Origin of the sequence: Sphingobium sp. SCG-1 (assembly GCF_002953135.1) — a bacterium.
Taxonomy (GTDB): domain Bacteria; phylum Pseudomonadota; class Alphaproteobacteria; order Sphingomonadales; family Sphingomonadaceae; genus Sphingobium.
The window spans coordinates 1,591,520-1,605,088 of the sequence record NZ_CP026372.1; the positions used below are offsets into that span (position 1 = coordinate 1,591,520).

Genomic DNA, 13,569 nt, shown 5'->3' on the forward strand with positions numbered 1-13,569 from the left:
GAGAACGCCGTGCCCGCTCGTATCTATCAAATGCCGAAGAACGCGATGCAGTCCGGCAAGGCGCGCACCGGAACATGGGTGCTGGAATTCGTTCCCACCGAAGCGAAGAAGCCCGATCCGCTGACCGGCTGGGCTGGCTCGGGCAACACGCCCGAACAGGTGTCGCTCAAATTCCCGACGCAGGACGCGGCCAAGGCCTATGCGGATCGTGAAGGCATCGAATACAGCATCGTCAATACACCGCCCAAAACGCTGAAAATACAGGCCTACGCCGACAACTTCCGGTAGAGTCAGGCCCGCAGGAAGTCGGTGCCGAGCAACAGCAGCAACTTCACGTCCATCGCATAGCCCTGCGCGCGGAAATCCGCAGCGTAACGGGCAACATTGGCGAGTGGCACGCGATGAACGATGATGTCCTCATCCTCGACGCCTCCGCCGACGCCTACTCGCTCAAGGTCCGTGGCGCGGAATAAAGTGAAGCTTTCCGAGACCATGCCGGGCGAACTGAAGAACTCGCCGAGGCTTTCGACCGTGCCTGCGCGATAGCCCGTCTCCTCTTCCAGCTCGCGGCTGGCGGCGATCGCGGCATCCTCATCAGGAATGTCGCCATCCCCCACAAGGCCCGCCGGCAACTCCAGACAGCGCCGCCCTAACGGCACGCGATACTGGTCGACCAGCAGCACATGTCCGTCATCAACGGCCAGGATAACCGCCGCCTTGATGCCGCGCGCGCGCCCGACATATTCCCAATTGCCACGCCGTTTCGCCGCAATGAAACGGCCTTCCCACATGATTTCTTCCGGCGCATCCGTGGTCATAATTCTATCAGTCGATCCGGTAATTCGTTGCGGTCATCCGCGCTGCGGGGGAAATGTTCGGCCAGCACGCCGCCGACGATCTCGACCGCGCGCGCCATGCCGTTGCCGGGGTGCCCGCCGCGAACCTCCTCGATCAGCGCGGCCATCGCGTCACCCCAGACTTCGGCGGACACCTTGCCGTTGATCGCGGCGTCGGCGACGATCTCGGCGCGATGCTCGTCCAGCGAGAGGTAGATCAAGACGCCCGTCTTCGCCCGCGTGCGCGCCTCGACGGCTGCCCGGAACAGCGTGATCGCGCGGCGACGCACCCGGCGCGCCTTGGTAGCCTTCGGAGTCAGCAGCATCCGCAGCGGCATGATCGCCAGCAAATATCGCACGGCCAGGAACTTGACGATCAGCAGGCACAGCACCGCCGTCAGGAACTTCCAGTCCTCCAGCTCATGCTCCCAACTGCCAAGCACCGTCAGAACGACATGCTCGAACCAATTCGGGAAGGCGGCGACCACGGAAAGCGCCAGCAGCATCGCGGCCACGGCCCAATGCAGCCCCACGTCATGGTAATTATCCGACCGCCGCGCCACGATCGTCACGATTTCGCCATCGCTCAGCGCCTCGGCGCGGGCGACAGCGCTGGTGACGAGATCATGGTCGGCTTCAGAAAGGCGCTTGAACTGCACCATCACCAGTCCCCCGACGCGCCGCCGCCGCCGAAGCTGCCGCCTCCGCCCGAAAATCCACCGCCGCCGCCAAAGCCGCCACCGCCGCCCCAGCCAGAACCGCCGCCATCGCCCCAGCCGCCGCCAATGCCCGGCCCCCACAGGACGACCGGCAAACCGCTGCGCCGATGCCGCCGCCCGCCGCGTCGCCCGAACAATGTGGGCAGCACGAAGAACAGCAGGATCGCGATCCAGAAGATCACCATGAAGCCATTGCCGCCACTATCGCTGCGCTGCTCGCCCTTTTCCGCTGCCGCCGCTTGCGCCCGTGCCTCGTCAGGCGGCAGCGTCAGCAGCGTCGCAATAGCGCCCGCCCCTGCCTCTATGCCACCCGGATAATCGTTGGCTTTGAACCGGGGCACGATCTCGTTGCGGATGATCCGCGAGGACAGCGCGTCGGTCAATATGCCTTCCAGCCCGTAGCCGACTTCGATCCGCACCTTCCGCTCATTGGGCGCAACGATCAGCAAGGCACCGGTATTCTTGTCTTTTTCGCCAATGCCCCAGCTACGCCCCAGCCGGTATCCATAGTCGGCAATGTCATAATCCTGCAAACTAGGAATCGTCGCGACCACCAGTTGCCGCCCGCTTTGCTGTTCCAGCGCGGCGAGCTTTGCCGTCAGCGCCTGCTCGCGCGCCGGATCGAGGATGTTTGCCGCATCGACGACTCGGCCCGTCAGCTTGGGAAATTCCTGCGCCCACGCATTCGGCGCGAGCGCTAGGAGCGCCCACAGCAGGCACAGGCGCAGGACATGGCGAAACGGCACGGTATCAGGCGCCGAAGTCGACCTTGGGTGCGTTTTCGGCCCCCGGCGTTGTCGCCTGGAAGGGCGTCATCGGCTTCGCGCCATGGATCAGCTTCGCGCCGATCGCATCGGGGAAGGTCCGAATGCGCGTATTATACGCCTGCACCGCCCCGTTATAGTCGCGGATCGACACGGCGATGCGGTTCTCCGTCCCCTCAAGCTGCGACTGCAATTCCAGGAAGTTCTGGTTGGACTTAAGCTCCGGATAGGCCTCAGTGGTGGCAAGCAACCGCCCAAGCGATTGGCTGAGCGCACCTTGCGCCGCCTGGAACTGCGCCACCTTGGCCGGATCGGACAAGTCCTCAGCACTAACCTGCACCGACGTTGCCTTCGCACGCGCTTCGGTGACGCGAACCAGCGTGTCCTGCTCCTGCTTCGCCGCACCCTTCACTGTGGCAACAAGGTTGCCGATCAGGTTCGAGCGCCGCTGATATTGCGCCTGAACGTCGGCCCACTTCGCCTTGGCCTCTTCTTCGGCGGTCGGCACACTGTTTATGCCACAGGACGCAAGTGTCAGCGCCGCCATTGCGGCAAACAGGGCAGGGGCAAGGCGGTGGATCGTCTTAGGCAACATCGAAACTCTCCCCACGGAACTGGTTGCGCAGACGTAAGGCGTGCAGCGACGGAGCGCAACTGGACAACGACGACGCGCTTCGTCATCTTCCATTCAAGACGCGGCAAATACGGGAGATTGGCGATGAGCATTATTTCGGAATTCAAGGCGTTCGTGGCGCGGGGCAATGTGCTGGACCTTGCAATCGGTGTCATCATCGGCGGCGCATTTGCTACGATCACCAAGTCCGTCACCGAAGATCTCATCATGCCCGTGGTCGGCTGGCTGTTCGGCGGCGTGGATTTCACGCGCTTCTTCATTCGCCTTGGCCCGATCCCCGCCGGGTTTAAAGGGTCGCCGGAAAGCTATGCGGATCTCAAGGCGGCTGGCGTCGCAATGCTCGGATGGGGCGCATTCCTGACTGTCGTGGTCAACTTCCTGATCCTCGCCTTCATCATTTTCCTGCTGATGAAGGGCATTAACCGGCTGCTGCGCGCGCATCAGAAGGCTCAGGAGGACGCTGCGCCGACGCCGGAAGAAGTCGTGCTTCTGCGCGAAATCAGGGACTCGCTGAAGCGGAATCCGCAGCCTTAAAATGCGCGCAAAAGTTACGGATGCGACGAGACGTGGAACCTTAGCGACAGACACAGGTTACGCCCACTTGGATAATTGACGCACATCAAGCGCGATTGCCCAAATGCGCCATGTCTGCCCCAGGGGGGCTCAACAGGAGAATTACCCGTGAAAACCTTTGTCAAAGTGATTGGTCTCGCGAGCCTTATCACGCTCGGTGCTTGTGATTCCAAACAGGAAAACAAGGTCGAGAACGCCTATGACAACCAGGCCGACGCTTTGGAAAACCAGGCGGACAAGATGGAAGACAAGGCTGACAACATGACCGGCAACGCTGCTGAAGCGGCTGAAAACGTGAGCGATGCCCTGGAAGAAAAGGCAGACGCGACCCGTGAGGCTGGCGACGTAGCGGCTGACAAGGCCGAAGCGAAGGCTGAGAACAAGATGTAATCGCCTTTGGGTTCGACGGAGCGCCTGGAGCCTCCGCAGACCCGGGCAAGAAGGGAGCCTCGCAGCACCGCGAGGCTCCCTTTTGCATGTAGAGAAGAGTTCACGCCGCGATGCTTCGGCGCATATTTTCGCCCATAGTCACTTTTCATTCAGGCGATAGCGCCTATATATGACCTGTCGGGTTCGCCCGACTATGGCGATAAATTGTGCCGTGTAATAGACGCAGCGGACGCGGGGGCAGTACCCGCCGGCTCCACCAAATGTCCCGATGCTTTCAGCTATGGGGATACCTGACGGGGCCGAACCAGGATCGACGTGTGTTCAAAGACGGTATTTTTGCCCGGCCCGAGTAAGCCGTGAAACTGTTCAAAACCCATAAGTGCCAACGATAACGAAGCACTCGCTCTCGCAGCGTAATTAAGGCCTCACGGCTGAGATTACTCTAAAAGAACGCGGTTGGACCCACCGGGCAACAGAAGGGTTACAGCGGCTTCCGGGAGAGCCGGGCAACAGAATCTCCCGGACCTTATCCTACATCTCCGTTTCCATCACGATGTGCGTCCATGACACACGTTGCTGATCTGCTGTGAGCAACCTTGCTTCTGATCGGATGTATCCTTCGCGAATCACTTCAGCGCTCCTAGCGATTTGCATTTGTGACAGTGTGATGACACAATGCCTCGTTTCTTCGCAAATGCAGAACATGGCAGATAAATAATTGAAAAGGTTGTGATAAAATTTATCCGTAGGACGATCATCCATATTGCTGATCCGTCATAAAAGTGAAATACTCCTCGCTATAGTAAGAAGTTTTTCATTTTGGAGGGTGCGATGGTGAGACGGTCTTTCGTGATGATCGGCGCGGCGCTATTGTCGGTGGCGATGTCCGGCGCGGCATCGGCAGGCACTCAGTCTGAAATTGGATACGCTCCCGGTTCCCTTGGCGTCTCTGCGATCCTCAGTGGCGATTACAGCGCTGCTGCCGCGAAGTTGAACAGCCTGGAGGGAACAACCAAGCGTGATCCTGCTCGCCTCATCAATCTGGGCAATGCCTATGCAGGTATGGGGCGGACCTATGACGCGGATCGAGCGTATCGCAAAGCCCTGAAGTCGATGCCGGTCGATCTGCTGCTGGCGGACGGATCAGTGGCGTCCTCGCATATAATTGCCAAAGAGGCGCTCAGTCGCTTGCCGCGGACTACTTACGCGCTGCGCTGATTCATTTTTCAGGGAAGGGGCGTCTGATCCGGCGGCAGCGCGCGATATGCGCCTGCCGCCGGATTCAGTTTGGGAAGGCGTGCGTCACTGAAAGGCGAGGAGGCCCGCCGTGTCGCTGCTCACCGCAAAGTCCACGTCACCGTCGATCAGCCAGCACTCCTTGGCGGACCAATCCTGCCCGTCAATCGTGCCCGCTCCGGTGATCGGCACGAACCAGCACGGCTTATGTGCAGGAAGGGTAGGCCGCTCGCCTGCCTTCCACGACACCATGTCCATCGTGAACGGCGCGTAGCTGCCGTCCACTACGCGATCGTGCGTGCCAAGCGGCAGGGTGCGATCACCATCGGGAAAAGGCTTGGCCTTGCTGACCGCGACGCCGTCATCCAGATGCAGTTCGCGCGGTCGCCCGTAATCGAACAGGCGATAGGTCACGTCATTGTTCTGCTGAACCTCGACCAGTGTCACGCCCGCGCCGATCGCGTGCACTGTTCCGGCCGGAATATAATAGAAGCTGCCCGGCTGGACTTTCTTCCAGTCCATCAATTGCTCGATGGACCCATCCAGCGCCGCTGCCCGCAGGGCGTCGCCGTCCAGCACCTGCGTCATGCCGATGCCCAATCGGGCGTCGGGTTCAGCGTCAAGAACGTACCAGCATTCGGACTTGCCGCCCGTCAACCCCCGATCCGCCGCCTCGGAATCATTCGGGTGCACCTGCACCGACAATTTCTCGCTGGTGAAGATATACTTGACCAGCAGCGGCGGATGACGCCCCTCCGGCCCATCGAACCAGATTTCGCCGATCTTCTGTTTGTCCGGATTGGGAAAGCTCTCGGGCAAATCATAGCGGCCCCATGGCTTCTCGACCGCCTTCTGCGTCAGGCGCACGGCCCCGGTTCGCGGCGTGGACGTCATTGCTCGGTTCCTTTCACATAGGCGCGCTTGCCGCCCACCCATGTCTCGATCACCTGCGTTTCGCGGATATCGGCAGGGCGAGCGAGCGTTATATCCCTGTCGACCAATATAAAGTCGGCCTGTTGACCCGGCGTTAACGTGCCGAAGCGTTTTTCGGCGAACCCCGCATAGGCCGCACCCTGCGTAAATGCCGCCAGTGCTTCCTCAAGCCGGATGCGCTGCTGCGGCATCCATCCGCCGAACGGTTCGCCCTTAGCGTCCTCCCGCGTAATCGCGACCGCGATGCCGGGGAAGGGATTGGCTGACTCCACCGGCACGTCCGATCCGAACGCCAGCGGCACCTTGTTGTCCAGCATCGTGCGCCAGGCATAAGCGCCCTTTAGCCGCGCCTCGCCCATGCGCGCGGTCGCCATCCGCCAGTCGGACGCCTCATGCACCGGCTGCATCGAGGCGATCGTGCCATGCTGCGCGAACCGCGGCAGGTCCACCGGATCGACGATCTGCGCATGTTCCACCCGCCAGCGCCGATCACCCTTGTAGGTGTCCGCGATCTCGTCGATCGCATCGAGGATTTCGGCATTGGCCTGATCGCCGATCGCATGCACCGCGATCTGGAAATTATCCATGGCGGCGCGGCTCATCTGGTTGCGCAACTGCGTCGATCCCGTCAGCGGCAGCCCGCGCTGGCCCGGAGCGTCGCTATAGTCGGCCTTCAGCCACGCCCCGCGCGATCCCAGCGCGCCATCGAGATACAGCTTCACGCCGCCCAGCCGCAGCCGGTCGTCATACAGCCATGGCGTAGGCTCCGGCCCGGCGATCGCGATCATGTTCTCGATCCCCGACGCATAGGCCATTATCCGCACGCGCAATGCGCCGCGATCTCCCGACCGGCGGAATGTCTGCCAATCGTCCATGCTGGTGCCCATGTCGGCAATCGCCGTAATGCCATAGGAGAGCAGCCTGGCCTGCGCCTTTGCAAAAGCCAGATCGCGGTCCTTGGGAGCGGGTGGCGGCACCACGCGCTCGATCAGCGCCTGGGCCGCATCCACGAACACGCCCGACGGCTTGCCGCCCACCATTTCGAAGCGCCCGCCCGCTGGCACTTTGGTGGCGACCGTAATGCCCGCCGCTTTCATCGCCGCGCTGTTTGCCCAGCCCGCATGGCCATCGACACGCTCCAACCAGACCGGAATGTCGCTCACCGCCGCATCCAGTTCCGTCGCCGTGGGAAAACGGCCAAGCCCCCAGAGTTCCTGGTTCCAGCCGGTCCCGATGATCCACTTGCGCCCGGCATTTTCCCGCGCATAGGCCGTGATCTTCGCCTGCACCTCGGCCAGCGATCGCGTGTCCGACAGATCAAGCGTCAGCAGCGACAGGCCAAGGCCCATCACATGTCCATGCCCATCAATCATTCCGGGAAGCAAAGTGCGTCCCTTACCGTCCAGCTTGAACGTCGGCCTTTCGGGCCGCTTGTCCTTGCCTTTCAGTAGCTTCTCGACCTTGCCATCGTCGCCGATCACCAGTGCGTCGAACGACACAAGCTTGCCCTTGTCGTCCAGCGCCACGCCATTGACGTTATCGATCAGCGATGAGGCAAGGAGCGGAGAGGAGAGGGCGGAGGCCAGCAACGCACTCGCCAGAACGAAACGCCTCATATGCGCGTGATCCGCCGCACAAGCGCGCTGGTATCCTGCCGATTGCCGCCCATCGCCTGAATATCGGCATAGAATTGATCGACCTGCGCCGCCATTGGCAACGTCGCGCCGTTCGACCGCGCTTCCTCCAGCGCCAGCCCCAGATCCTTGCGCATCCAGTCTACCGCGAAGCCGAAATCGAAGCTGTCCTGCGCCATCGTCTTCCAGCGGTTTTCCATCTGCCAGCTTTGCGCCGCGCCGCCCGAGATCGCCTCAAACACCTTGTCGAGGTCGAGGTCCGACGCCTGCGCAAACCGGAGTGCTTCTGATAATCCCTGTAGGACGCCGGCAATGCAGATCTGGTTCACCATCTTCGTCGTCTGGCCCGCACCCGCCACGCCGACATGCACGATCCGTGCGGCATAGCATTGCATCACGATCCGCGCCGCCTCGACGGCCGGTTCAGTTCCCCCGCACATGATCGAAAGCTTCCCATTTTCCGCGCCCGCCTGTCCGCCGGAGACCGGCGCGTCGACGCAATGGATGCCGCGGCTTTCGCCCTCTACGAACAACTGCCGCGCGATCTTCGCCGACACCGTGGTGTGGTCGATGAACAGCGCTCCCTTGCCCATCGCCCGAAACGCGCCGTCGCGTCCCAGCGTCACCGCCGCCAAATCGTCATCGGCGCCGACGCAGCTTATCACCACCTCTGCGCCTTCGGCGGCTTGCATGGGGCTTACCGCTACCGTTCCGCCATAGGCTTCGGACCAAGCCTTCGCCTTGCCGATCGACCGGTTGTAGACGCTGACCTGATGTCCCGCCTTGGCCAGATGCCCGGCAATCGGACCACCCATAACGCCAAGGCCGATAAATGCTATATTCGCCATTGCACCTGCTTAGAAGTGAGTCCGCAACAAGGGTTTGCCCCGCATAGGGCGAGTTTTGGCCAAGAGCCAGTTTCTTCTTGGTCCACGATGGAGTAGGGGCGGCGGTCATGAACACGCTGACAAAGATCGAGGGCGCGCTGCCGCTGCCCGTAACCGTGGATGACATATTGGCCGCACGCGCCCGGATTTCCGGCGCGATCGTGCGCACCCCGACGCTGATTAGCCGCACGCTCTCCGATATGGTTGGTGCGAAGGTCTACCTCAAGTTTGAGAACCTTCAGTTCACGGCGGCGTATAAGGAACGCGGCGCGCTCAATCGCCTATCGCTGCTGGACGATGCCGCGCGGGCCAAGGGCGTTATCGCCGCGTCCGCAGGCAACCACGCTCAGGGCCTTGCCTATCACGGTGCGCGTCTCGGGGTTCCGGTCACGATCGTGATGCCGACGACCACGCCAACGGTGAAGGTGATGCAGACACAGGGCCACGGCGCGACGGTCGTTCTCCACGGCGAGAAGTTCGACGATGCCTACGCCCATGCCCGCACGCTGGAGAAAGAGCGGGGCCTGACTTTCGTCCACCCCTTCGATGAACCGGACATCATCGCGGGGCAGGGTACGATAGCCCTCGAAATGCTGGAGGATGCCCCGGACATCGACACGCTGGTGATCCCGATCGGCGGCGGGGGCTTGTTCTCAGGAATGGGCACAGCCGCCCGCGCGATGAAGCCTGACATGCGCCTGATCGGCGTGCAGGCGGAACTCTATCCGTCGATGTACGACCTGATGAAGGGTGAGGATCTCGCGTGCGACGGGGATACGCTGGCGGAAGGCATTGCCGTCAAGCAGCCGGGCCTCCTCACGCGTTTGTTCGTGGAGCGATTGGCCGACGACATCGTTCTGGTAAATGAGCGATCGCTGGAGCAGGCGGTCAGCCTGCTGCTTCAGATAGAGAAAACCGTCGTCGAGGGTGCAGGCGCCGCGGGCCTTGCCGCAGTACTCTCGCACAAGGAGATGTTCGCGGGCCGCACTGTCGGTCTGGTGTTATGCGGCGGCAACATTGACACACGGTTGCTTGCCAACGTCCTGTTACGCGACCTTGCCCGCTCGGGCCGCTTGGCACGGCTACGCATCCGCCTTCAGGATCGGCCCGGCGCACTGTTTCAGATCGCTCGTATCTTCGATGAGCAAAAGGTCAACATCATCGAAATCTATCACCAGCGAGTGTTCACCAGCCTGCCGGCAAAGGGCCTCATCACCGATATCGAATGCGAGACCCGCGATGACGCGCACCTACAGGGCTTGATTAAGGCAATTGCCGACGCGGGCTATGAAGTCTCACCGGTGGAGCTGGCATAGCGCCGGCTTCATCCCTTCGATGCAGCCGCTGTATGTCTCAACGCGTCGAAGCCCGACTCTCTAAAGCAGAATAACCGTGGCGATGCCGATAAACCCGGCAACCAGCACCACTATGCCTGAGACCCGCGAGACCGACGATATAAGACTTTCGACAAATGCATCCTGGGGCGCCCCCGCTCCGGAACATACGCTCATTTCGTTTTGAGAACTGTAATTCATGACCTGACCCACCAGTTGGCCGTGCGGAGCAACATTGCATCCTGCGGCACATCTTCCCCCGAATTCTTATGTTCTTGTCTTTCTATGTAGGTATTTTTCCGCAAGTGACAATATCGAAATTGTGTCTTCGCAATTGAACATGGCTTTATACTGCGGCGCAACATAGAAGATGGTGATGATGCATTACGCAATAACTTGGCTATCTATTAGAAAGAGAGCGGTGTTTATAAGCTCGTCAATGATCTTCCTTGCGAGGAAGTCAGTATAGTTTCTATGAAGAAGCCAATAAATGACGCCCGACGACTAACGATATTCAATCCATTCAAGCAGAGGATGGAAGTTAAACACAGAATTCTCCTCTCGCCGCAGCGATAGCTCCATTGGCCGCACGTATTTGTTAACCATATTATGCAGAAGGTAGATGCAGCCCTGCATCATCTGGCAGTGGCGACCCGTATTGTTCACGTAAAAAAATCTCCGTTCGCCTCTGCAAAAGCGCGCTTTACGGTAATATCGGGCGACGTCTCCGCCATCCGCCCCATTGGGCTTCATCCACCTGTTGTCGTCGGAAATCCTGCATTCAGGTTTGCGTGTCAGATTTGATCGATAAGGGAATGGGAATGCATTTGCGACTTAACACACTTGTGGTGGAAGATGACACACAGGCGTCTCAGCATTAGCGCCGATTCCTAATGTCGTATTAGCGTTCAATTGCAAAAAAGCTAATTACGCAAATATACGTACAGAGAGCATTAGTATAGATTTAGGAATATGACGATCCCGCAATGGTACGGTATTGCGTAATTGGTTACTGCTCTTGCTGCATACGCGAAATCCTACTAGTCTGAATCCCATATATCTGTTCGTGGTTGGGGTTTCGCACGTGAAATTAAGATTTCTTCTTTGCCTGCTGGCAGGCATATTTCTACATGCATGTGCCACATCAGCTGCCCCGGTCATAGAAACCGGCGAGCGGTACATGTCGCAAACGGCCAAGATCGAGGATTATAAACTCGGCGCGGGCGACAAGATCCGCATGACGGTCTTCAACGAACCGACGCTGTCTGGCGAGTTTTCGGTCAGTGCAGATGGCGCTCTTTCGCTGCCACTGCTCGGCGACGTTCAGGCTGTCGGCAAATCGCCTGCTGAAGTCGCCTCGCTTGTGCAGACGCGCCTCGCGGACGGTTATCTTCGCGAACCGAAGGTCAGCATCGAAGTGACCGCGTACAGGCCGTTCTTCATTCTCGGCGAAGTGTCTGCGCCTGGCCAGTATCCCTATGCGAGCGGCCTGACGGTCCTGAACGCCGTGGCTACGGCGCAGGGCTTCACGCCGCGCGCCAGCCGCAAGGTCGTCTACATCCGCCGTTCGGGCGCGACCACGGAGGAAACCTACCGGCTGACGCCTGATCTCATTGTGCGGCCAGGCGACACGATCAGAGTCGGGGAACGCTACTTCTGATCTTCGGGAGGCAATGAGAAATAAGGGGGCAGGGATGACAACGCAAAGGGATGGCTTGACCGTAAACGGTGCAAATTGGGCGCTGCCGCAACGGCGGACGCTTGGCTATGCCGCGCCGCTTCTCGCTTTGTTGGCGGCAGCGGGCGCGAGCTACGCCGTGGTGGATGCGCAACCCGAAACGCAAGCAGCGGTTCCGGCGCAGGACCCTCAGCAGGTCGCGAAGATCGCTGCGGCCATCCAGTCCGACTTGTCGCAACTCGCACCGACCGCATCGGTCGAAGATACCGAAGCGGCCATCCTCTTCGTACTCAGCCAGGGCGAGTATTCGCTGGAGGCGATGGAGGCGGCGCTTGATGTGGTCGAGGCAGGTCCCGGCATGACGCCGACGATCAAGGAAGCCATCGCCAATGTCCGGCTCGCGCTGCGCCGCAAGTTCCGTCGCGGTACGGCGGCAATCCCCGGAGGCGGTGGCGATGGCCTGGGCGGCAGTGGCTTCTCGGCGCCTGCGATCAGCGTCGGCGGTGGGGGCGCGAACTATGGGAGCTGATGTCCTGACGACGCAGCGTCGCGATCCGCCCTCCAGCACATCCGTTAATTCAGGTATAAACATAACGATGAAAACATCTTTTCGGCGGCTTCTGATTGGCTGCGTGGCCGCCAGCGCCTTGCAAGTGGTTGCGCCGACGATCGCTCATGCGCAGATCGAAGCCAGCCCGCTGATTCCCGCTACGCTGCCTGACGGCTTCGACAAGGGCCGCAATGTCAGCGTCACCGAGCGCCCCCGTCCGGATTATGACCCGCTCGGCGTCAATCTCGGCGGATTTACGCTGTTTCCCAAGGTCGATACCGGCATCGGATATACGAGCAACGTTTATCTGACGGACAATAATAAGGAGGGCGATGGTTTCGTCGTCTTCAATCCTGCGGCGCGCCTGCGATCGGAATGGAACCGGCATCAGGTCCAGTTGAACGCGGCTGGCGCATTCCGGCGCTTCTTCAACAACTCCGTGCGCAATGAGGACTCCTACAATCTTGCTGCGCTGGGACGGCTTGATGTCGGCGATGCGCTCACGGTCACGGGCGAAGCGCAATTCGCACAGCAGTTCGAAACGCCGATTACCGGCGATGTGGCCTCCAGCCTCGCCGTGCTCTCGCAATACAAGCGCGATTTCCTGTCGCTGCGCGGTCAATATGGCGTAGGGCAGGGCCGTCTGATGCTGGCGGCCGATCGCAGCCACTTCGCGTTCGATCCTATCCGCCTGCCAAGTGGCACGGCCATCGATCAGGAAAATCGCGACAGGACGCTCACGCGGGTAACGGCGCAGGCGGAATATGCCTTCACGCCCAGCATATCGGCTTATGGTCAGTTGAGCTACGGCGACACCGACTATGACACGCTGCTGCTGCCCAACGTCGCCAACCGCGATTCGGACAGCTACCGCTTCATTGCGGGCACCAACTTCGATTTGTCGGCGCTGGTGCGCGGCACGATCGGCGTTGGCTATGCCCAGCGCAATTACAAAAGCCCGCTCTACAAGGATGTCGATGGCCTCTCGATCGAGGCCAAGGTCGAGTATTTCCCGAGCGAACTCACGACTTTCGGCCTTGGCCTCCGGCGTGTGATCGAAGATTCGAACATCGGCAATACCAATGCCTATTTCGACAATCGCGGGTCGCTACGCGTCGATCACGAATTGCTGCGTAATCTTATTCTGAATGCGATCGCTGAATATGCGCAGCAGGATTTCATCGGCAGCACGCGCAAGACCACCTTCTATCGCGGCGCGGGCGGGGCACGGTATCTGATAAACCGGCTCCTGGGCCTGCAACTACAGCTTTCCTATATAAAACGAGATACGACGGGCGAGGATCTGGGGCAGCAATTCGACGAATTTCGTGGGCAGCTAACGCTGGTCGTCCAGCGCTGAGCCGCGCCTCTCCAGCCGGTGCATAAGCGTCCGGTGATAAT

The 13,569-nt window shown here is 60.4% G+C and carries 15 protein-coding genes and 1 other RNA gene; 9 read left to right on the forward strand and 7 right to left on the reverse strand.

Annotation, left to right across the window (positions count from 1 at the left end):
• Positions 1-9 precede the first annotated feature (9 nt).
• Positions 10-288 carry an ETC complex I subunit gene (locus C1T17_RS07150; RefSeq protein ID WP_104952853.1) on the forward strand — a complete coding sequence of 93 codons (279 nt, stop codon included), beginning with the start codon at positions 10-12 and terminating at the stop codon, positions 286-288.
• Between the two features lie 2 nt (positions 289-290).
• Here C1T17_RS07150 and C1T17_RS07155 read toward each other — a convergent pair whose 3' ends face one another.
• Genes C1T17_RS07155 through C1T17_RS07170 form a run of 4 tightly spaced genes read right to left on the reverse strand, consistent with a single transcriptional unit; the run spans position 291 to position 2,866 of the window.
• Entirely contained in the window at positions 291-818 is a 528-nt protein-coding gene (locus tag C1T17_RS07155; protein ID WP_104952854.1) for an NUDIX hydrolase, read from the reverse strand.
• Positions 815-1,498: a TPM domain-containing protein gene (locus tag C1T17_RS07160; protein ID WP_104952855.1), complete on the reverse strand. Its 684-nt coding sequence runs from the start codon at positions 1,496-1,498 to the stop codon at positions 815-817. Before C1T17_RS07160 ends, C1T17_RS07155 begins: the two co-directional genes overlap by 4 nt.
• Entirely contained in the window at positions 1,498-2,301 is an 804-nt protein-coding gene (locus C1T17_RS07165; RefSeq protein WP_104952856.1) for a TPM domain-containing protein, read from the reverse strand. The genes C1T17_RS07160 and C1T17_RS07165 overlap by 1 nt, the downstream gene beginning before the upstream one ends.
• Positions 2,302-2,305: 4 nt before the next feature.
• Positions 2,306-2,866: a LemA family protein gene (locus C1T17_RS07170; RefSeq protein ID WP_104955061.1), complete on the reverse strand. Its 561-nt coding sequence runs from the start codon at positions 2,864-2,866 to the stop codon at positions 2,306-2,308.
• A 171-nt stretch (positions 2,867-3,037) separates the two neighbouring features.
• On the opposite strand from C1T17_RS07170, the gene mscL reads away from it, so the two are divergent.
• From mscL to C1T17_RS07195, 4 genes are all read left to right on the forward strand, one after another.
• Positions 3,038-3,487 carry a large conductance mechanosensitive channel protein MscL gene (mscL, locus tag C1T17_RS07175; protein ID WP_104952857.1) on the forward strand — a complete coding sequence of 150 codons (450 nt, stop codon included), beginning with the start codon at positions 3,038-3,040 and terminating at the stop codon, positions 3,485-3,487.
• 147 nt (positions 3,488-3,634) lie between these two features.
• A complete protein-coding gene (locus C1T17_RS07180) occupies positions 3,635-3,916 on the forward strand; it encodes a hypothetical protein (protein ID WP_104952858.1) in 282 nt (93 codons plus the stop codon).
• A gap of 138 nt (positions 3,917-4,054) precedes the next feature.
• Positions 4,055-4,404: a transfer-messenger RNA gene (gene ssrA, locus C1T17_RS07185) on the forward strand.
• A gap of 343 nt (positions 4,405-4,747) precedes the next feature.
• Positions 4,748-5,134 carry a tetratricopeptide repeat protein gene (locus C1T17_RS07195; RefSeq protein ID WP_104952860.1) on the forward strand — a complete coding sequence of 129 codons (387 nt, stop codon included), beginning with the start codon at positions 4,748-4,750 and terminating at the stop codon, positions 5,132-5,134.
• Between the two features lie 84 nt (positions 5,135-5,218).
• On the opposite strand, the gene C1T17_RS07200 is transcribed toward C1T17_RS07195, so the two are convergent.
• Genes C1T17_RS07200 through C1T17_RS07210 form a run of 3 tightly spaced genes read right to left on the reverse strand, consistent with a single transcriptional unit; the run spans position 5,219 to position 8,567 of the window.
• On the reverse strand, positions 5,219-6,046 hold the full coding sequence (locus C1T17_RS07200) for a class I mannose-6-phosphate isomerase (RefSeq protein WP_104952861.1): 828 nt from the start codon (positions 6,044-6,046) through the stop codon (positions 5,219-5,221).
• Positions 6,043-7,701: an amidohydrolase gene (locus C1T17_RS07205; protein WP_189338535.1), complete on the reverse strand. Its 1,659-nt coding sequence runs from the start codon at positions 7,699-7,701 to the stop codon at positions 6,043-6,045. Before C1T17_RS07205 ends, C1T17_RS07200 begins: the two co-directional genes overlap by 4 nt.
• Positions 7,698-8,567 carry an NAD(P)-dependent oxidoreductase gene (locus tag C1T17_RS07210; RefSeq protein ID WP_104952862.1) on the reverse strand — a complete coding sequence of 290 codons (870 nt, stop codon included), beginning with the start codon at positions 8,565-8,567 and terminating at the stop codon, positions 7,698-7,700. The genes C1T17_RS07205 and C1T17_RS07210 overlap by 4 nt, the downstream gene beginning before the upstream one ends.
• Before the next feature lie 107 nt (positions 8,568-8,674).
• Between C1T17_RS07210 and C1T17_RS07215 the strand changes: the two genes are divergently transcribed.
• The 4 genes from C1T17_RS07215 to C1T17_RS07225 all read left to right on the forward strand — a co-directional run bounded on the left by C1T17_RS07215 (position 8,675) and on the right by C1T17_RS07225 (position 13,528).
• The gene (locus tag C1T17_RS07215) at positions 8,675-9,922 is read left to right on the forward strand and encodes a threonine ammonia-lyase (RefSeq protein ID WP_104952863.1); all 1,248 of its coding nucleotides are present in this window, start codon (positions 8,675-8,677) and stop codon (positions 9,920-9,922) included.
• A 1,198-nt stretch (positions 9,923-11,120) separates the two neighbouring features.
• Complete coding sequence (locus tag C1T17_RS07220) at positions 11,121-11,600, forward strand: polysaccharide biosynthesis/export family protein (RefSeq protein ID WP_104952864.1); 480 nt, start codon at positions 11,121-11,123, stop codon at positions 11,598-11,600.
• 34 nt (positions 11,601-11,634) lie between these two features.
• A complete protein-coding gene (locus C1T17_RS21230; RefSeq protein ID WP_189338536.1) occupies positions 11,635-12,147 on the forward strand; it encodes a hypothetical protein in 513 nt (170 codons plus the stop codon).
• 67 nt (positions 12,148-12,214) lie between these two features.
• Positions 12,215-13,528, forward strand: a complete 1,314-nt coding sequence (locus C1T17_RS07225; protein WP_189338537.1) for an outer membrane beta-barrel protein — start codon at positions 12,215-12,217, stop codon at positions 13,526-13,528.
• The last annotated feature ends 41 nt before the right edge of the window (positions 13,529-13,569 follow it).